This window comes from Devosia enhydra, from assembly GCF_900119845.1.
GTDB lineage: Bacteria > Pseudomonadota > Alphaproteobacteria > Rhizobiales > Devosiaceae > FPKU01.
Window position 1 is genome coordinate 829,343 of record NZ_FPKU01000001.1, and the last position, 20,216, is coordinate 849,558.

Consider the following 20,216-nt stretch of genomic DNA (forward strand, 5'->3'; position numbering starts at 1 on the left):
TAACCATGCCGGTGTCGCGCGATCCTCGCGGGTTGCGCGCAACACGCCGGGCATGGGGGCCCGGAAGCGTCACGGGCGGGGTCGGCGGACGGTGCGGTCGCGGTATTCCAACGTCTTCATGCTGCTCGCTGCCATCGCCGCCTTCGTGCCGGTGATGGGCGTCGATTTCCTGCTCGATGGTTATGTGCGCGTGCGCGAAAGCGCCGCCCTTCAGCAATCGGTCGACGAAATCGCCCGCAAGGTCCAGACCAGCGCCTATGATGGCGTGGCCGCCCTGCGGCGCATCCTCGCCGACAGCCCCTCGCTCTGCACGCCCACCTTCATGGCCAATGTCCACCAGCAGATGGAGCAGAGCCTGCATCTGCGCCAGGTGCTCGTCGAAAATGCTGATGGCGTGCAGTATTGCGATGCGCTCGGCCGTCCGCAGGCCATAACCGCCCTTGCCAAGCCCCTGAGCGTTCCAGGTCACACCGAGACCCTCTCCGTCGTGCGGCTCGGCACGCTCGCCATGCCGGTGCTGCAGGTCACCCAGGGCTTCGGCACCAACCGCCGCGTCTCAGCCTTCGTGCCGGTCTTACCCACGGCGGCCGAGGACATGCTCGCCGGGCTCAAGCCGACATCGAGCGTCCGCATGACGCTTACCGATGGCACCGGCATCATTTCGGCCGGCGATTCGACCGGCGTCGAAGCCCGCTCGGGCACCGAATATCTTGTGTCCGAAGCCTTTGCCGGCGAGCTGCCGATCCGCATCGAAGCCGCCGTGCCCTTCGCCATCGTGCGCGCCGATTATGCCGAGCTCGATGTCAGCTTCACCCTCATCGCCTGCATGATGAGTGCCGCCTTCTTCCTGCTCGCCCTGCAATATGTCCGGCGCTCGCAACTGCCGGCCTTCGATCTCGAACGCGCCATCGCCGCCGGCGAGCTCAAGCCCTATTACCAGCCGGTGATCAATCTGCGCACCGGCACGCTGGCCGGCTGTGAAGTGCTGTGCCGGTGGGAAAAGCGCAATGGCGAGCTCGTGCCGCCCGGCTCGTTCATCGATTATGCCGAGGTCACCGGCCTCGCCATTCCGATGACGCTGAGCCTCATGCAGCAGGTGCGCAGCGATCTGGGCGAACTCAGCCGCGAAGTCCCCGATCTCAAGATTTCGATCAACCTGTTCGAAGGCCACTTCCGCGATGGCACCATCGTCGAGGACGTGCAGGCGATCTTCGGCGGCTCGCCCATCAGCTTCCGGCAACTGGTGTTCGAGATCACCGAACGGCGGCCGCTCGACAATTCCGTCCAGGTCAACAGCGTCATCGCCGGCCTGCACGCGCTCGGCGCGCGGCTCGCCATGGACGATGCCGGCACCGGCCATTCCAATCTCGCCTATATGCAGACGCTGGGCGTCGATGTGATCAAGATCGACCGGGTGTTCATCGACATGATCAAGCCCGGCACCACGCAGGTCCCGGTGCTCGATGGGCTGATCTCCATGGCGCGCGACCTCGGCACCGAGATCGTGGCCGAAGGCGTCGAGACCGAGGCGCAGGCCCTCTATCTGCGCGCGCGTGGCGTAGTGATGGCGCAGGGCTTCCTCTTTGCCCCCGCGCTGCGGCCGGGCGCCTTCCGCGATCTGGCCCGGGCATTGCAGAGCCCGCCCGAGCGGGCGGAGCTTCCCGCGCCCGAGGCCGCCGCCTGAAGGCGGCATCGGGTCTTTTCTTCGCATCCGATTAGTGGCAGGAACACCCGGCCAAACGAGGGATGCCCATGTCCGCCGATCCGACCGAGCAGAAGCGAGCGCTGCGCGAAGCCGCGCTGCATTTCCATGAATTCCCCAAGCCGGGCAAGCTCGAGATCCAGCCGACAAAGCCGCTTGGCAACCAGCGCGATCTGGCACTCGCCTATTCGCCCGGCGTTGCTGCCCCCTGCGAGGAGATCGCCAGCGACGGCGAAGCGGCCTTCCGCTACACCTCGCGCGGCAACCTCGTCGCCGTTATCTCCAACGGCACGGCCGTGCTCGGCCTTGGCAATATCGGCGCGCTGGCGTCCAAGCCGGTGATGGAGGGCAAGGCCGTCCTCTTCAAGAAATTCGCCGGCATCGACGTCTTCGACCTCGAGATCGACGAGATCGACCCCAAGCGCTTCATCGAGGCCGTCGCGCCCTTGTGGCCGACGTTCGGCGGCATCAACCTCGAGGATATCCGCGCCCCCGACTGCTTCGAGATCGAGGAAGCGCTGCGCGAGCGCATGCCGATCCCGGTCTTTCACGACGACCAGCACGGCACCGCCATCATCGTCGGCGCTGCGGTGCTCAACGGGCTCGAACTGGCCGGCAAGCGCATCGAGGACGTCAAGATCTGCACCTCGGGTGCAGGTGCCGCCGCCATCGCCTGCCTCAACGTTCTGGTCGGGCTCGGCGCCCGCCACGAAAACATCTGGGTCGCCGACAAGGACGGCCTCGTGACCCACCGGCGCAACGACGTCAATGACAAGTGGCGCGGCCAGTTCAGGCGCGTCAGCGAGGCTACGACGCTGGCCGAGGTCATCGACGGCGCCGACGTGTTCCTCGGGCTTTCGGCCGCCGGGGCGCTCAAGCCCGAGATGGTCAAGCGCATGGGGCCCAAGCCGCTGATCCTCGCGCTCGCCAATCCCGTGCCCGAGATCATGCCCGAGGAGGCGCGCGAGCTCCGTCCCGACGCCATGGTCTGCACCGGGCGCTCGGACTTCCCCAACCAGGTCAACAACGTCCTCTGCTTCCCCTTCATCTTCCGTGGCGCGCTCGACGTTCAGGCCACCACGATCAATGAGGAAATGAAGCTCGCTGCCGTGCGGGCCATCGCCAAGCTCGCCCATGAGCCGGGCCTCGAAGTCTCACCCTCGGGCGCCCCGGCGGTCTATGGACCCGACCACATCATCCCCAATCCCTTCGACCAGCGGCTGATCCTGCGCATCGCCCCGGCCGTGGCACGGGCCGCGATGGAATCGGGCGTCGCCAAGCGGCCGATCGAGGATTGGGAGGCCTATCAGGACAGCCTCAACCGCTTCGTGTTCCGCTCCGGCCTCGTGATGAAGCCGATCATCGATCGTGCCCAGGGGCAGGGCAAGCGCATCGCCTTCGCCGATGGCGAGGACGAGCGCGTGCTGCGCGCCGCCCAGGTGCTGCTCGAAGAGCGCATCGCCCGGCCGATCCTCATCGGCCGCCCGGCGGTCATCGAGGCGCGCATCGAGCGGTTCGGCCTCAATCTCAGGCTCGATTCCGACATCGAGATCATCAATCCCGAGGATGATCCGCGCTATCGCGACTATGTTTCGCTGTTCCACTCGCTGGTCGGTCGCAAGGGCGTCACGCCCGACACCGCCCGCACCATTGTGCGCACCAACACCACCGTGATCGGTGCGCTGGCGGTCAAGCGCGGCGAGGCCGATGGGCTGATCTGCGGCCTGCAGGGCCAGTACATCAAGCATGTGCGCGATATCCGCTCGGTGCTCGGCCTGCAGGAAAGCGTGCGCGACGTTTCGGCGCTCTCCATGCTGATCATGCCGCGCGGGGTGTTCTTCCTCGCCGACACCTATGTGCACATGGACCCGACGCCGGAAGAAATCGTCGGCATCGCCCTGGCCGCCCGCAGCCATCTCAAGCGCTTCAACATCGAAGCCAAGGCGGCGCTGCTGTCCTATTCGAACTTCGGTTCGCGCGATGGCGAAACGGCCTACAAGATGCGCGAGGCCTATCGGCTCCTGAAGGCCGCTGCGCCCGACATGATCGTCGAGGGCGAGATGCAGGGCGATCTGGCGCTCAACGAAGGGCTGCGCGAGCGCTACATCCCGGACTCGATCCTTTCGGGCGAAGCGAACCTGCTGCTTTTCCCCAATCTCGATTCCGCCAACCTGTCGATGACGCTGCTCAAGGAAATGACAAACGCCCTTTCGGTCGGCCCCATCCTGATGGGTCCGGGCGCGCCGGCCCATATCCTTGCGCCATCGGTCACGAGCCGCGGCATCGTCAACATGGCTGCCATCACCGCCAGCGAGGCCGTCACCGGGGTCTGAGAAGCATGGCTAGCCCGCACGGATCAGCGGGATGGCCATGTCCTTGCGGAAGAGGTGGATGAGCACGCGCAGCGCCTCGCCCTCGGGCCCCACCAGCCCCGGATTGCGGGCAAGGGCGGCCGCCGCGTCGTCATGGGCCAGTTGCAGCAGGTGCCGGTGCACGTCGGGCACCGCCAGCCGATAGCCGGGCATCCCCGATTGGCGCGTGCCCAGAAGGTCGCCCTGGCCGCGCAGTTCCAGGTCCTTCTCGGCGATCTCGAAACCGTCCTCGCTCTTCCTGATGGTTTCGAGCCGCGCTTCGGCGGTCGGGCTCAGCCCGCCCTTGTAGAGCAGAAGGCAGGCCGAGCGGCCCGATCCGCGCCCGACGCGGCCGCGCAGCTGATGCAGTTGCGCGAGCCCGAAGCGCTCGGCATGCTCGATGATCATGATCGTGGCATTGGGCACGTCGACACCCACCTCGATCACCGTGGTGGCAACGAGCAGGCTCGTCCGCCCGGCCGAAAAATCATGCATCGCCTTCTGCTTGGCGGCGGCGCTCATCCGCCCGTGCACGAGGGACACCCGCTCCCCGAACACTTTTTGCAGCTCCGCGTACCGATCCTCGGCGGAAACGATATCGAGCACTTCGCTCTCTTCCACCAGCGGGGTCACCCAATATGCTTGCGCGCCCGCTTCGATCCGAGCCTTGAGCCGCGCAACGATGCGGTCATAGTCCGAGATCGACAGCACGGCCGTGTCGATAGGCTGCCGCCCGGCCGGCTTCTGGCGCAGCACGCTGACCGCCATGTCGCCGAAATGCGTCAGCACCAGCGTGCGCGGAATGGGCGTCGCTGTCATCACCAGAAGATCGGTGTCGCGGCCTTTTTCGGAGAGAGCGAGCCGCTGGTGCACGCCGAAGCGATGCTGCTCGTCCACCACCGTCAACCCCAGATTGGCGAAGGCGACGCCCGACTGGAAGAGCGCGTGGGTGCCCACCACGATGCTGGTCTCGCCCGATGCGATGCCGGCGAGTGCAGCGCGCCGTTCGCCCGCCGCCATCTTGCCGGTCAAGAGCTCGATGCCGAGTCCGACCGCGTCGCAAAGCGGCTTCAGCGTCCGATAATGCTGCGCGGCGAGAAGTTCTGTCGGCGCCATCAGCGCCGATTGTGCGCCGCTTTCGGCCATGGCCGCCATGGTCATCAGCGCCACGACCGTCTTGCCCGAACCCACATCGCCCTGCAGCAGCCGCGACATGCGATCGGGATGCACGAGATCCGCACGGATTTCGGCGATCGCCTGCCTCTGGCCGTCGGTCAGCGAAAAGGGCAGGGCGGCTTCGACCCGTGTCGTGATCTCGCCGGTCAGCATCCGCGATACGCCGCGCGCCGTCACCACCTCCGATCGCACCATCATCAGCGCCAGCTGCCCGGCGAAATATTCGTCATAGGCGAGCCGCATGCGCGCCGGTCCGCCGAGATCGCCCTGCGACGGGCTCTCGGGCCGATGCACCATGCCGATGGCCTCGCGGAAGCCCGGCCAGTTGCCGCCGGCAAAGCGCTCGGGCGGTATCCATTCGGGCAACTGGGGCACGGATCCGAGCGCCTGACCCACGAGCTTGGTCAGCGCCTTCGCTGCCAGCCCATGGGTCAGCGGATAAACCGGCTCGACCAGCGGCAGCTTCTCGAAATCCTCAACCGGCACGATGTAGTCGGGATGGGTGATCTGCTTTTCGCCATTGAAAAACCCGATCGTGCCCGAAACGAACCGCTCTTCGCCAACCGGCAGGGCGCGTTCCACCCAGCCGCCCTGTGCGCGGAAGAACACCAGCTGCACCTCGCCCGTCTCATCATGGGTGAAGACCCGATGCGGCACATGCGGCTTGCCGCGCGGCGGCGGCTGGTGGCGATCGACATGCAGGCGCAGCGTCGCGATATGCCCCACATAGGTGTTGGCCGCCCCATCCATCCGACGGCGATCGACGATGCCCGACGGCATATGGAGCAGCAGGTCGAGAACCACCGCCTCCTGACCCTCGGGCGCGCCGAAAAATCGCGCGAGCAGGGCGGAGAGCTGTGGCCCGACGCCCTTGATGGAGCTGAGCGAGCGAAACAGCGGATCGAGAACGGGCGGGCGCGACATGCCCTCTTATAGGCGATGCCGATGCGATCCGCAGCACGCCCGCTTGCGTTCAACAGCTATCGCGACGGCCGCTGCAACCGGTGGTCGGCCACGTCGTTGCTGACAAGCCGGGCTTCGCGGCGTAAACAACGGCTCCACATCGAAGAGACGCCCCGCCCATGGCCCTTTCCAAAGTCGCCGGTGAAGACATTTCCACGCGCCGTCGGCGCCTGCGCTATCGCGCCTGGCATCGCGGCATGCGCGAGATGGACCTGATCCTCGGGCCCTATGTCGACGAGCATATCGGGACGATGGAAGAGCCGGCGCTGGACCGGCTCGAAGTGCTGATGGACGAACTCGATGCCGATCTGCTGGCCTGGATCCTGGGGCAGGAGCCGGCCCCTGCCGATCTCGATCCGCAGCTCATTGCCGATCTCGCCGCCCATTGCCGCGAAAGGCACCGGACATGAATGCACCCTTCCACCCCGGTGACCGCCGCACCATCGGCAACGTGCCCGATGGCATGCAGCCGATCATCCTGGCGCGCCTCGTCGAACAGCGCCTCAAATCCGAGCCCGATGCCCGCGTCGCACTGGTCTTCGTGGCCCGCGACGGGCGACGCATGCAGCGCATGGCTGAGATTCTCGGGCAACTGCTGCCGGGACACCCCATCGCGACCCTGCCGGCCTGGGATTGCCTGCCCTATGATCGCGTCTCGCCCAATGGCGTCACCATCGCCGCACGCATGTCGGCACTGGCAGCGCTCACGTCGCCCTCGACCAAGGGGCTGATCGTCCTCACCGCCACCAATGCGCTGGTGCAGAAGCTGCCCCCGCGCGACGTGGTTGCGGGCATGTCGTTCTCGGCGCGCTCGGGGCAGGTGGTCGATAGCGAAAAGCTCATCGCCTGGGCCACCAACAACGGCTATCTGCGCGTGCCCACGGTGCGCGAGGCCGGCGAGTTCGCCGTGCGCGGCGGCCTCGTCGATCTCTACCCGGCAAGTTCAGAAGTGCCGCTGCGCTTCGATTTCTTCGGCAAGCAGCTCGAATCGATCCGCACTTTCGATGCCGGCACCCAGCGCACCACCGGCCAGCTCAAGCGCGTCGATCTGGCGCCGATGAGCGAGGTGCTGCTCAACGAAACCACGATCAAGCGCTTCCGCAGCCGCTATACGGCAGCCTTTGGCGGCAACACGGTCGATGATCCGCTCTATGCGGCTGTCAGTTCCGGCCAGCGCTTTTCGGGCATCGAGCACTGGCTGCCCTTCTTTTACGATACCCTCGAGCCTCTCGCTGCCTATTCGGGCGAGGCGCCTATGGTGTTCGACGAACAAGCCCGCGAGGCTCTGGCCGAGCGTCGCGTGCAGATCGGCGACTATTATGCCGCCCGCGAACAGGCGCGCACCGCCAAGCCCGGCACCGCTACTACCGGCGCGCCCTACAAGCCGGTTCCGCCCGACCAGCTTTACGAGATGGAAGGCGATCCCTATGCGCTGGCCTGGGCGGCCCCGCTCATTCAGTTCACGCCTTTTGCGGCGGCGGGCACCGAGGATGCGGGCGGGCGGCTGGCGCACAACTTCGCCGCCGAGCGCCAGCGCACCGATTCCAACCTCTTCCAGTCGGTGGTCGATTTTCTCGATGGCGAGCGTCGGGCAGGGCGCCGCACCATAATCACCTGCTGGTCCGATGGCTCGCGCGACCGCATGGCCCAGGTGCTCGCCGACCACGGCCTCGAGCATCCGCACATGGCCGAGAACTGGCGCGACGCCGAAACCACGAGCGCCGAAACCACCGCGCTGGTGGTGCTCGAACTCGAATCCGGTTTCTCAACCAGCACGCATACGGTCCTGTCCGAACAGGATATTCTGGGCGAGCGGCTCTTGCGCCCGCAGAAGCGCCGCAAGGCCAGCGATGCGCTGACCGAGGCGGCGAGCCTCGCCGCCGGCGATCTCGTTGTGCATGTCGATCACGGCATCGGCCGCTTCATCGGGCTCAAGGCCATCGAGGTCTCCGGCGCCCCGCATGATTGCGTCGAAATCGAATATGCCGGCAACACCAAGCTCTATCTGCCGGTCGAGAACATCGAGCTGCTCTCGCGCTACGGCTCGGATGCCGTCGTGGAACTCGACAAGCTCGGCGGCGTCGCCTGGCAGGCCAAGAAGAGCCGCCTCAAGCAGCGCATCCGCGAGATGGCGGGCCAGCTCATCAAGATCGCGGCAGCCCGGCAGCTGGTCAAGGCCGAGCCGGTCGATCTCTCGAGCGGCGCCTATGAGGAATTCGCGGCCCGCTTCCCCTATGACGAGACGGAAGACCAGCTCATCGCCATTTCGGCCATTCTCGACGATCTGACCTCGGGCCGCGTCATGGATCGGCTCGTCTGCGGCGATGTGGGCTTCGGCAAGACAGAGGTGGGCCTGCGCGCCGCCTTCGCCGTCGCGCTCAGCGGCAAGCAGGTCGCCGTCGTCGTGCCCACCACGCTTCTGGCCCGCCAGCACTTCAAGACCTTCCGGGATCGCTTTGCCGGCCTGCCGGTGCGTGTCGCTCAGGCCTCGCGCCTCGTCACCGCTGCCGAGCTCAAGGCCACCAAGGAAGGGCTGGCCGAGGGGCAGGTCGATATCGTCGTAGGCACCCACGCGCTCCTCAGCAAGACCATCAGGTTCAAGGATCTCGGGCTCCTCATCGTCGACGAGGAGCAGCATTTCGGCGTCGGCCACAAGGAGCGCCTCAAGGAGCTCAAGGCCAATGTCCATGTGCTGACGCTAACCGCGACGCCCATCCCGCGCACGCTGCAGCTCGCCCTCACCGGGGTACGCGATCTGTCGCTCCTCGCCACCCCGCCGGTCGATCGCCTCGCCGTGCGCACCTTCGTCTCGCCCTTCGATCCGCTGTCGATTCGCGAGGCGCTCCTGCGCGAGAAATACCGTGGCGGACAGGCCTTCTATGTCGTGCCCCGAATCAAGGACCAGCCCGACATCGCCGAATTCCTGCGGGCGCAGGTGCCTGAAGTGTCGTTCGTCGTTGCCAACGGCCAGATGCCGCCGTCTGAACTCGACGACATCATGAACAATTTCTACGACGGCAAGTTCGACGTGCTGGTTTCCACAACCATCGTCGAATCTGGCCTCGACATCCCCAATGCCAACACGCTGATCGTGCATCGCGCCGACCAGTTCGGGCTGGCCCAGCTCTACCAGATCCGGGGCCGCATCGGCCGTGCCAAGCAGCGCGCCTATGCGCTCTTCACCATCCCCGCCGACCAGAAGCTCACCGACACCGCCGAGCGCCGTCTGACGGTTCTGCAATCGCTTGAAAGCCTCGGCGCCGGCTTCCAGCTGGCCAGCCACGATCTCGACATCCGCGGGGCGGGCAACCTGCTGGGCGAGGAACAGTCCGGCCATATCCGCGAAGTCGGCTACGAGCTCTACCAGTCTATGCTCGAGGAAGCCGTCGCGGCCCTCAAGGATGGCGAGGAGGATTATGTCGACACCAACGAGTGGAGCCCGCAGATTTCGCTCGGCATGCCGGTGATGATCCCCGAGCATTACGTGCCCGACCTGCAACTGCGCATGCAGCTCTACCGGCGCCTGGGCGACCTCAAGACGGCCCGCGACATCGATGCGGCGGGCGCCGAACTCATCGATCGCTTCGGCCCACTGCCGGAGGAAGTCGAGGCGCTGCTCAAGGTCATCCTCGTCAAGGCGCTCTGCCGCACCGCCAATGTCGAAAAGGTCGATGCCGGCCCCAAGGGCGCGGTCATCACGCTGCGCAATGGCGAGTTCCCCGATCCGTCGGGCCTCGTGCGCATGGTTTCCGACCCCGCGATGCAGGTGCGCATCAAGCCCGATCAAAAGCTGGTGTTCGTGCGCAGCTGGCCGACCCCCGAATCGCGTCTCAAGGGCACGGCCGCCATCCTCGTCAAAATGGCCCGTCTGGCCGAAGGAAAGGCCGCCTGAGCGTCAACCGCGCCACACCGGCGCGGGAATGGCTTGGCCAGCTTGGCCCGGTCATGTTATTGCCCGAATTCGCGCCTTGAACGGCGTCAGATTTAGGGGTGGCTGCGTCGCCCCGAGGGAAGAACGCCAAGGAAGCTCGATGACGCCCAGAAACACCATTGCTGCCGCGCTCGCCGTTCTCGCACTCGCTCTGCCCGTCGGCTCTGTCTTTGCGCAGGACCAGGGAGGCGCGGCCGCGCCCGCGGCGGCGCCTGCTGCTGCGGCGGCAGCTCCGGCAGAGCGTCGGCCGACCGATAACTGGCTTAAGGTCTGCGATCCGCTCGAGGACGGCAAGAAGGCCTGCCTGATGCGCCAGGTCGTTGCCGGGCCGAACAACCAGTTCCTCGGCTCGTTCCTCCTGCGCGACAACCCCAATGAGGAGAGCCGCCTGCTGGCGGTTGCGGCCGTGCCGCTCGGGGTGCTGCTGCCCTTCGGCCTCACCTGGCAGATCGATGGCGGCAAGCCCGTCCGCGTGCCCTTCATGCTCTGCGACCCGCAGTCCTGCGCCACGCAGCTCGTGATCAACGAGGCCTATGTGCAGAGCCTCAAGCGCGGCGGCAAGCTGACGCTGACGGCCAAGAACCGGCAGAATCAGGATCTGGTCATCGAGATCAACCTGGCTGGCTTCACCGCCGTCTATGATGGCGATGCGCAGATGACGCTGCAGGAATTCAACCAGGATACCAGCGGCGAAGCGCAGCTCGAGCGCATGCTGCAGGATCGTGCCGAGCAGCTTCGCCGCCAGCTCGACAGTGGTGCCGCCCCCGCCAACGGCACCGCGCCCGCCAACAGCCAGTAAGGCTCGCGTAGCTGGTCGAATGAAAAAGGGCGCCCTCGCGGCGCCCTTTGTTTTTGGTCTCAGGCCTTGCCGCTGCCGCCCATGCCCAGCGAAAACGCCTGGCGGCGGAGGAAAGGCAGGCTCTTGAGCGCCCAGAGCCCGCCCGCCCTCAGCGCCTGCGCCGGCAGCATGCCGGCCACCAGCGAGCGATAGAGCCCTTCCACCATCGTGCTCGTGCGCACGAGGTCCGTTGCGCGCCGCTCGGCATAGGCCCGGCTTGCCGCTTCGGCCCAGCCGGCCTCCGCCCTGTCTCGGGCCAACACTGCATCGACGAGATCGGCCACATCGCGCAGACCCAGGTTGAGCCCCTGTGCCCCGATGGGTGGAAAGGCATGGGCGGCCTCGCCCACGAGCGCCAGTCCCTCCATGCCCGCCGGGCTCGCCGACAGGATGGATAGGGGGAAGATCGCACTTGGGCTTGCAAGGCTGATCGCGCCGAACAGCCCGCAGGAGCGTTCGCGCAGCGCCGCGAGCAGGGCCTCTTCCCCGCCATCGCGCGCCCTCGCCAGCACGGCCGGATCGTCGATCCAGACGAGATTGGCGCGGTCCTCGCCGGCCGGCACCAGCGTGAACGGGCCGCGCGGATAGTGGAACTCGACAGAGGTTTCACCCAGCGGCCGCCCCAGTCGCAAATCGGCCACGAGCGCAGCTTCGCCGAGCCGGCTGTCGCGGGTAGTGAATTGGCCGGCGCCCCGCACCGTCGAGCGCTTGCCATCGGCCCCTACCACCAGGGCCGTCTCGACGCTGCCGCCATCGGCGAGCGCGATGCGCCAGCCATTGCTGGTCCGCGAGAGGGCCGTGGCTCCGGTCGCGACCGTCACGAGCCCGATGGTCGCCGAGACCGCGGCGAAAACCTCCGCCAGCCTCATATTGGGAAAATTCCAGCCAAACGCCGGCAGCCCTGCCTCAGCGCTGTCAAACAGCGTTTCGGGCGCGCGGATCAGCCGGTTGGTCATATCGATGATGCGGATGCGCCCGAGCCGATGCCCGATCGCGGCCGGATCGGCCACGAGACCGGCCTCCTGCAACCAGCGAACCGAAGGCATCATCAGCGCCGAGGTGCGCCGGTCGGGCGGGGCGGTGGGAGCCAGGTGCATCACCTCAACGCCATGCCGCGCCAGCGCCGTCGCGGCGGCCAGCCCCACGAGCCCGCCGCCAACCACCGCGATTTCGCTGCGCCGTTCGTGCATCGTGCTGCCCTCCATGAGCTCGTGCGACCTCTATCAACCGTCCCATAACGGCGCCAGTGCGCATCGGGTCGCGGCGTGGCGGGGGATTTCATCAACAGCGCTCTTCCAAGCTGCTGATCGCCCGCATAGAACGGATGGTCATACAATCCTCCGGAGCCGCCGAATGCTCGAACTGCTCAGTGATCCCAATGTCTGGGTCGCGTTCGCCACCTTGACGGTCATGGAGATCGTCCTCGGTATCGACAATATCGTCTTCATCTCGGTGCTCGTTTCGCGGCTGCCGCGCGAACAGGCCGAATTCGCCCGCAAGCTCGGCATCGGGCTCGCGCTCGTCTTCCGCATCCTGCTGCTGTTCCTCATCAGCTGGATCGTGCAGCTCAAAGACCCGGTCTTCACCCAGTTCGGTGTGGAGTTCTCGTGGAAGGACATCATCCTCATCGCGGGCGGCGGCTTCCTCATCTACAAGGCCACCCATGAGATGCATGCGGCCATCGAGGATGACCATGAGGTCACCGTTGGCGGCGCGGCGCAGGCGACGCTGCAGGCCATCCTGCTGCAGATCGTCATCATCGACATGGTCTTCTCGATCGATTCGATCATCACCGCCGTCGGCATGATCCCGGCCGATCAGGTCGCCGTCATGGTTGCCGCCGTGCTCGTCGCGGTCGCCGTGATGTTCGTCGCCTCGGGTCCGATCGCGCGGTTCGTCGCCGAGCATCCCACCACCAAGATGCTGGCGCTCGCTTTCCTGCTGCTGATCGGCGTGACGCTGGTGGCCGATGGGCTCGGCTTCTACATCCCCAAGGGCTACATCTACTCGGCCATGGCCTTCTCGGTGCTGGTCGAGGCCGTCAACATCTTCGCAAAGCGGCGCAAGGGTCGGCACAAGAAGGCAGCGGCAGCCTCCGGCGTCACCCCGTTCACCGGCGATACCGGCTCGGTGTCGGTCGGCGAAGCGTTGTCGGCCATTGGCGGGCAGGGCGCCGCTGCGGCACCCGTCGCATCGTCGACCGTACGCACAGCCGGCTCGGCAGCACCCGCCGCACCGCGCAAGATTACCCCCGTCACCCGCGCCCAGTCGCGCCCGAAGTCGGCGCCGAGGAAGCCCAAATGACGGGGGCTTTCCTCGTCCGCACCCATGGCGGCGCCGACGCCATGGAGTGGACCGAGCACGACCCGGGCCAGCCTGGCCCGGGTGAGGTGCGCATCCGCCACACCGCGATCGGCCTCAACTTCATCGATACCTACCAGCGCAGCGGCCTTTATCCGATGAAGCTGCCCTTCGTGCCCGGTAACGAGGGTGCGGGCAGGGTCGTGGCCATCGGCGAGGGCGTCGAGGGCATCGCCATCGGTGATCGGCTGGCCTATCAGGGCGTTGCCGGCGCCTATGCCGAGGAGCGGCTGCTGCCGGTCTCGCGCGCCGTGCCGATCCCCGACGACATCGATGACGAGACCGCCGCTTCCGTGCTGCTCAAGGGCCTCACCGCCTATTATCTCCTGCACCTGACCTGGCCGCTCAGGGCCGGCGAAACCATCCTCTTCCACGCCGCCGCCGGCGGCACGGGCCTCATCGCCTGCCAATGGGCCGCCGCGATCGGAGCCACCGTCATCGGCACGGTCGGATCGGACGAAAAGGTGGCGCTCGCCCGCAACAATGGCTGCGCCCATGTCATCAATTACCGCAGCGAGGATTTCGTCGCCCGCGTCCGCGAACTGACCGGGGGCAGGGGCGTCGATGTCGTCTATGATTCGGTGGGCAAGGACACCTTCGAGCGCTCGCTCGAGTGTCTGCGCCCGCGCGGGCTGATGGTGAGCTTCGGCAATTCCACCGGCCCGGTCGCCGTGCCCGATCTCGGCATTCTTGCCCGCAAGGGCAGCCTGTTCCTCACCCGGCCGACCGGGGCGAGCTATTTCCAGACGCGCGCCGATACCCTTGCGGCGGCCGATGCCCTTTGGGCCATCATTCGCTCGGGCAAGGTGCGCGTTCATATCGGCCAGCGGTTTGCGCTGTCTGAGGCGCCCGCGGCGCATCGGGCGCTCGAAGGGCGCGGCACGGTCGGCTCCAGCCTTCTGCTGCCGTGATCGGCAGCGTCTGGACAGGCGCTGCCGCTAGCGATAAAGCCGTTGCCATGCGGGCAGGTGGCAGAGTGGTCGATTGCTCCGGTCTTGAAAACCGGCGGGCGCGCAAGCGTTCCGGGGGTTCGAATCCCTCCCTGCCCGCCACTCTTCTGGCCCTGCCATGAAGCCGCTGATCCAGCCCCTGGGCGATCGGGGCATGGTGGTGCGGTTCGGCACCGCGCTCGATGATGGCGCCAACAGCCGCGCCATCTCGCTGGCGCGCCGGGTCGAGGCCGCCGCTATCGAGGGTGTCGACGCCGCGACGCCCGGGCTGGTCTCGGTGTTCATCGCCTACGACCCCCACCACATCGGCTTTGCCCGTCTTGCCGGCGAGATACGTATTCTCGCCAATGGGCCGGATGGTGCCGATACAGCGTCGCGCGCCCACGATCTGCCGGTCCGCTATGGCGGCCTTGACGGGCCGGACCTCGGGCCAGTCGCCGATGCGCTCGGCCTCTCGCCCGAAGCCTTCATCGCCGCCCATCGGAACGACACGCTGCGCGTCCTCGCCATCGGCTTTGCGCCCGGCTTTGCCTATTGCGGGTTTCATCGTGAAAACCTCGCCATTCCTCGCCGACGCGAGGTGCGCCAGACCGTGCCGGCCGGCTCCATCCTTTTCGCTGCTCGCCAGACCGCGATTGCCGCAACCGAGATTCCCACCGGCTGGCATGTCATCGGGCGCACCGAGACGCCGACCCTGATGCTCGCGCCCGACGCCGCCCATTGCCTCCTCAAAGCCGGCGATGCCGTGCGTTTCCACGAGGCGCGGCCATGAGCGCTCTCATCCGCATCCTGCGCGCCGCACCGCTCACCACCGTGCAGGATCTGGGCCGGCCCAAGGCCCGCGCCATCGGCCTCTCCGCATCGGGACCCATGGACCGCTCGGCTTATGCCGAGGCCAGTGCACTCCTCGGCCAGGCCGGTGATACCGCCCTCGAATTCACGCGTGCGGGCCTCGCTCTCACTGTCGATCATGGGGCGATCAGCGTGGCCTGGGCCGGTGGAACATTTCGCGTCCGGCACAACACCGACGCTCTGCCTTGGCCCGGCATGGCCGAGATCGCTGCCGGCGATCTGCTGGAGATCGAGCCCGGGCCAGCGGGCAATTACGGCTATCTGCGTTTTGACGCCGAAGCCGGTATCGACCCCGTCCTCGGCAGCCGCGCCACGCATCTGACGGCGCGCATCGGGGGGCTTGATGGCCGGGCCCTCAAGGCGGGCGACACCATCGCCTTTTCGGGCGAGGCGTTGCCCGTTATCCGGCATTCGTCCCCGGCACGGCCCGAGGGACCCATCCGCGTCGTCTGGAGCCTTCACGCCGATCTTTTCTCGCCCACCACGCGGCAGCGTTTCGTCTCCTCGCCCCTGCGCATCTCGTCGCGGCTCGATCGCATGGGCGTGCGGCTCGAGGATAGGGCGGGCGTTTTTGCCGGCAGCACCATCCTGTCGCTCGTGTCCGATGCCATCGTCCCCGGTGATATCCAGATCCTTGGCGACGGCACGCCGATCGTCCTGATGCGTGACCACCAGACCACCGGCGGCTATCCGCGTATCGCCACCGTGATTTCGGCTGATCTCGACCGGTTCGCCCAGCTTCGGCCGGGATCGGATGTCCGCTTCATGCCGGTCACCCTTGACCATGCGCAGGCCGTTTCAAGGAGCGCTCAGTGATGCAGATCGATCTCAATGCCGATCTCGGCGAGGGCATGGGGCACGATGATGCGCTGCTCGACATCGTCACCAGCGCCTCCATCGCCTGTGGCGGGCATGCCGGCGATGACGCGACCATCCGCCACGTCCTGCGCGCCTGCAAGGCCAAGGGCGTGCGCGCCGGCGCCCATCCGGGCTATGCCGACAAGCCGCGCTTCGGCCGTTTCCGCCTCGTGCTGCCGCTCGGCACGCTCCTCGCTCAGATCCGCGGCCAGCTCGATCTCATCCGCCGTATCGCCCATGAGGAGGATGTGCCGCTGCGCTACGTCAAGCTGCATGGCGCCCTCGCCAATCAGACGGCCGAGGAACTGGCGCTCGCCGTAGCCGTCTTCGGCACCGTCGAAGCCATGGATCGCACGCTGGCCGTGCTTGCGCTCGACAACAGCGCCCAGGTGCGCGCCGCCAATGCCGTCGGGCTGCCGGTCATCCGCGAAGCCTATGCCGATCGCGCCTATACCGCCGATGGCCTGCTCGCGCCCCGCACGCTCGAAGGCGCCGTGATCCATGATCGCCAGGCGGTTGTAGACCGCTGCCTTCGCCTCGCGCGTGATGGCGAGATCGTCGCCATCGATGGCACCGTCTTTGCCTCGCAGGCGCGCTCCATCTGCCTGCATGGCGATACACCCGGGGCGGTCGAACTCGCCCGCCATATCCGCGCCGCGCTCGAAGCCGAAGGGATCAGGGTTGCGGCCGAGCCTGTGGACGCTTGACGCGCGGCCTTTGGCCTTCCGCCCTCAGCCTGCCAAGATGCGGGTCCAAAGGAATCGCCCATGAGTACCGGTCCCGGCTTCGTCCATCTCCACATCCATTCGGCCTATTCGCTGCTCGAAGGCGCGCTGCCCATCGCGCGCCTGCTTGATCTGGCCAAGGCCGACAAGCAGCCCGCCATCGGCATCGCCGATACCAACAACCTCTTCGGTGCGCTCGAATTTTCCGAGAAGGCCGCGGGCAAGGGCATCCAGCCCCTGATCGGCGTCGAACTCTCCATCGATTTCGGCGACCGCGACGAGCGCGCCAATGAGCGGACGGATCGGGGCTATTCGGGCAAGAGCGCGCTCGTGCTGATGGCGATGGGCGCCGAGGGCTTCGCCAATATCTCGCGCATTGTCAGCCGCGCCTATCTCGATGGCGAGCATGGCAATGTCTGCGCCCGGCTCGACTGGCTGGATCGTGCCAGTGCCCAGGGTATCATCTGCCTGTCCGGCGGCCCCGAAGGTGCCATCGATCCCTTGCTTTCGAGCGGGCTCGAAGGCCCGGCGCTGGCCCGGCTCGACCGATTGCACGCGCTCTTTGACGATCGCTTCTATATCGAACTCCAGCGCCATGGCCGGCCGCAGGAAACGATCAACGAGCCCCGGCTCATCGATTACGCCTATGCCAGGGGCGTGCCGCTCGTCGCCACCAACGAACCGTTCTACGCCGCGCGCGACGATTACGAGGCCCATGACGCGCTCCTGGCCATCGCCGGGGGCACCGTGCTCGCCCAGACCGAGCGCCGCCAGCTTTCGGACGCGCATCACTTCCGCAGCCGCGCCGAAATGCGCGAAACCTTCGCAGACCTGCCCGAGGCCCTCGACAACACCGTCGAGATCGCCCGCCGCATCGCCTGGCGGCCCAAGAAGCGCAATCCCATCCTGCCCAAATTCGCCGCGGCCCCGGACCTCACGGAGGCCGATGCGGTGGCCGCCGAAGCCGACGCCTTGCGCGCCATGGCCGAGGAGGGCCTGCGCGAACGTCTGGCCACAGTCGGGACCGCGCCCGGCAAGACCGAAGCCGAATATTGGGACCGCCTGAACTTCGAGCTGGGCATCATCCAGTCGATGAAGTTTCCCGGCTATTTCCTGATCGTTGCAGACTTTATCCGCTGGTCGAAGGCGCATGGCATCCCCGTGGGTCCGGGGCGCGGCTCGGGCGCGGGCTCGCTCGTGGCCTTCGCTACCACCATCACCGACCTCGATCCCTTGCGCTACAACCTGCTGTTCGAGCGCTTCCTCAATCCCGAGCGCGTCTCGATGCCGGATTTCGACATCGACTTCTGCCAGGATCGCCGGGAGGAGGTGATCCGCTACGTCCAGAAGAAATATGGCGAAGCCCAGGTCGCCCAGATCATCACCTTCGGAACCTTGCAGGCGCGCGCCGTGCTGCGCGACGTCGGCCGCGTGCTGCAGATGCCCTATGGGCAGGTCGACCGCATCGCCAAGCTGGTGCCCGCAAATCCGGCCGATCCGTGGACGCTCGAACGCGCCCTCAAGGAAGTGCCGCAGCTGCGCATGATGGCCGACGAGGATGAGTCGGTAGCCGAGCTCCTCGCCATCGGGCAGAAGCTCGAGGGTCTCTACCGCCACGCCTCCACCCATGCCGCCGGCCTCGTGATCGGTGACCGACCGTTGCAGGAGCTCGTGCCGCTTTACCGCGACCCGCGCTCGGATATGCCGGTCACCCAGTACAACATGAAGCTGGTGGAGCAGGCCGGCCTCGTGAAGTTCGACTTCCTCGGCCTCAAGACCCTCACCGTCATCAAACGCGCCGTCGACATCATCCGCCGCGATATCGATCCCGATTTCGCCATCGAGCGCATCCCCATCGACGATGTGCCCACCTACAAGCTCTATTCGGCCGGCGATACGGCAGGCGTCTTCCAGGTTGAAGGCGCCGGCATGCGGCGCGCCCTGACCGACATGAAGCCCGACCGCTTCGAGGATATCATCGCCATAGTGGCGCTCTACCGGCCGGGCCCGATGGACAATATCCCGCTCTTCTGCGCCCGAAAGCGCGGCGACGAAGAGATCGAATACCCGCACGATGCGCTCAAGACCGTTCTCGACGAGACCTATGGCATCATCGTCTACCAGGAACAGGTGATGCAGATCGCCCAGCTCATTTCGGGCTATTCGCTGGGAGAAGCCGATCTGCTGCGCCGCGCCATGGGCAAGAAGATCAAGGCCGAGATGGATGCCCAGCGCGAGCGCTTCGCCGAAGGCTGCGTGCGCTACGGGCTGAAGCCGGCGCTCGCCGATACCATCTTCGACCTCCTGGCCAAGTTCGCCAATTACGGCTTCAACAAGAGCCACGCGGCGACTTATGCGCTGGTCTCCTACCAGACGGCCTATCTCAAGGCGCATTATCCGCACGCCTTCTACGCCGCCTCGATGACGCTCGACATGGGTAACACCGACAAGCTCAACGAATTCCGCCGCGACATCCGCAAGCACGGCATCGAGATCGTGCCGCCCTGCGTCAACCGCTCGGATTCGATCTTCGACGCGCGCGATGGCCGCATCTATTATGCCATCGGCGCCATCAAGGGCGTGGGGCAGGCGGTTGCCGAGCACATCGTTGCGGCTCGCGGAGATCGCCCCTTCAGCGATCTCGCCGATTTCGCCACCCGCGTCGATCCGCGCATCATCAACCGGCGGACCCTCGAAACCCTCGTCAATGCCGGCGCGCTGGATGGGCTCGTACCCCGCCGCGAGCAGGCTTTTTCGGCCATCGATGCCATCATCGGCACGGCGCAGCGCACCTCTGCCAACAAATCCGACGGCATTTCGGACATGTTCGCCTCCGAAAAGCCCGAGCCGATCGTGCTGCCGCAGGCGGTCGCCGCCTGGACACCGGCCGAGCGGCTCGAGCGCGAGCACACCGCCATCGGCTTTCATCTCTCCGGCCATCCGCTCGACGAATATGCGGGGCTGTTCGAAAAGCTCAGGGTGCAGAGCTGGGTCGATTTCGAGCGCGCGGTCAAGGAAGGCTACACGCGGGCAGGGCGGCTCGCCGGCTCTATCGGCGCCCGCAATGATCGCCGCACCCGCAAGGGCGCGCCGATGAGCATCCTGACGCTGTCCGATCCCAGCGGCACCTATGAGTGCATCGTCTTTTCCGAGCAGATCGGCACCCTGAGCGACGTGCTCCAGCCCGGCGCCTCGGTAATCCTGACCGTGGAGGCGGACGAGCGGCCGGACGGGGTCAGCCTCAGGCTGATCGGCGCCGAATCGATCACCGCCGCGTCCGAAAAGCTCGGGCGGCGCCTCACGGTGTTTGCCGGAGATGCCAGTTGCCTCCAGCCCATTCGCGCGCAGTTGCGGCCGGGTGGGGAAGGCGTGGTCAGTTTCATCGTCATCCGCGATGGCGGGTCGCGCGAATACGAGATCGAACTCAAGGAGCGCTACCGCGTCACCCCCGAACTGGCCGGCGGCATCAAGGCGCTTCCGGGCGTCACCGACGTGCGCCTCAACTGACC

At 66.6% G+C, this 20,216-nt stretch carries 12 protein-coding genes, 1 tRNA gene and 1 pseudogene; 12 read left to right on the forward strand and 2 right to left on the reverse strand.

Annotated elements, in window-relative coordinates:
* Positions 1 to 91: 91 nt before the first annotated feature.
* On the forward strand, positions 92 to 1,684 hold the full coding sequence (locus BT183_RS04085) for an EAL domain-containing protein (RefSeq protein ID WP_072339266.1): 1,593 nt from the start codon (positions 92 to 94) through the stop codon (positions 1,682 to 1,684).
* 62 nt (positions 1,685 to 1,746) lie between these two features.
* Positions 1,747 to 4,035, forward strand: a complete 2,289-nt coding sequence (locus BT183_RS04090) for an NADP-dependent malic enzyme (RefSeq protein WP_425290539.1) — start codon at positions 1,747 to 1,749, stop codon at positions 4,033 to 4,035.
* Between the two features lie 9 nt (positions 4,036 to 4,044).
* Here the strand turns inward: BT183_RS04090 and recG are convergent, their stop codons facing one another.
* The gene (gene recG, locus BT183_RS04095) at positions 4,045 to 6,153 is read right to left on the reverse strand and encodes an ATP-dependent DNA helicase RecG (protein ID WP_072339268.1); all 2,109 of its coding nucleotides are present in this window, start codon (positions 6,151 to 6,153) and stop codon (positions 4,045 to 4,047) included.
* A gap of 158 nt (positions 6,154 to 6,311) precedes the next feature.
* Between recG and BT183_RS04100 the strand changes: the two genes are divergently transcribed.
* The 3 genes from BT183_RS04100 to BT183_RS04110 all read left to right on the forward strand — a co-directional run bounded on the left by BT183_RS04100 (position 6,312) and on the right by BT183_RS04110 (position 10,922).
* The gene (locus tag BT183_RS04100) at positions 6,312 to 6,602 is read left to right on the forward strand and encodes an FAD assembly factor SdhE (protein ID WP_072339270.1); all 291 of its coding nucleotides are present in this window, start codon (positions 6,312 to 6,314) and stop codon (positions 6,600 to 6,602) included.
* Positions 6,599 to 10,084 (forward strand): transcription-repair coupling factor, encoded by a 3,486-nt coding sequence (gene mfd, locus BT183_RS04105; protein WP_072339272.1) that lies wholly within the window; start codon positions 6,599 to 6,601, stop codon positions 10,082 to 10,084. The genes BT183_RS04100 and mfd overlap by 4 nt, the downstream gene beginning before the upstream one ends.
* A 139-nt stretch (positions 10,085 to 10,223) precedes the next feature.
* Positions 10,224 to 10,922 carry an invasion associated locus B family protein gene (locus BT183_RS04110; protein ID WP_072339274.1) on the forward strand — a complete coding sequence of 233 codons (699 nt, stop codon included), beginning with the start codon at positions 10,224 to 10,226 and terminating at the stop codon, positions 10,920 to 10,922.
* Positions 10,923 to 10,981: 59 nt separating this feature from the next.
* Here the strand turns inward: BT183_RS04110 and BT183_RS04115 are convergent, their stop codons facing one another.
* Positions 10,982 to 12,151, reverse strand: coding sequence for an FAD-dependent monooxygenase (locus BT183_RS04115; protein WP_072341503.1), 1,170 nt, complete (start codon positions 12,149 to 12,151; stop codon positions 10,982 to 10,984).
* A gap of 163 nt (positions 12,152 to 12,314) precedes the next feature.
* On the opposite strand from BT183_RS04115, the pseudogene BT183_RS04120 reads away from it, so the two are divergent.
* From BT183_RS04120 to dnaE, 7 genes and pseudogenes are all read left to right on the forward strand, one after another.
* Positions 12,315 to 13,034 (forward strand): annotated as a pseudogene (locus BT183_RS04120) (TerC family protein); the annotation flags it as partial.
* Positions 13,035 to 13,261: 227 nt separating this feature from the next.
* On the forward strand, positions 13,262 to 14,233 hold the full coding sequence (locus tag BT183_RS04125; RefSeq protein ID WP_072339278.1) for a quinone oxidoreductase family protein: 972 nt from the start codon (positions 13,262 to 13,264) through the stop codon (positions 14,231 to 14,233).
* 51 nt (positions 14,234 to 14,284) lie between these two features.
* Positions 14,285 to 14,374: transfer RNA gene (locus tag BT183_RS04130), tRNA-Ser, on the forward strand.
* Positions 14,375 to 14,390: 16 nt separating this feature from the next.
* Positions 14,391 to 15,044, forward strand: a complete 654-nt coding sequence (locus tag BT183_RS04135) for a 5-oxoprolinase subunit B family protein (protein WP_072339280.1) — start codon at positions 14,391 to 14,393, stop codon at positions 15,042 to 15,044.
* On the forward strand, positions 15,041 to 15,940 hold the full coding sequence (locus tag BT183_RS04140) for a 5-oxoprolinase subunit C family protein (RefSeq protein WP_084603239.1): 900 nt from the start codon (positions 15,041 to 15,043) through the stop codon (positions 15,938 to 15,940). The genes BT183_RS04135 and BT183_RS04140 overlap by 4 nt, the downstream gene beginning before the upstream one ends.
* Complete coding sequence (locus tag BT183_RS04145) at positions 15,940 to 16,689, forward strand: LamB/YcsF family protein (RefSeq protein WP_072339284.1); 750 nt, start codon at positions 15,940 to 15,942, stop codon at positions 16,687 to 16,689. Before BT183_RS04140 ends, BT183_RS04145 begins: the two co-directional genes overlap by 1 nt.
* Positions 16,690 to 16,749: 60 nt before the next feature.
* Positions 16,750 to 20,214, forward strand: a complete 3,465-nt coding sequence (dnaE, locus tag BT183_RS04150; protein ID WP_072339286.1) for a DNA polymerase III subunit alpha — start codon at positions 16,750 to 16,752, stop codon at positions 20,212 to 20,214.
* Positions 20,215 to 20,216 lie beyond the last annotated feature (2 nt).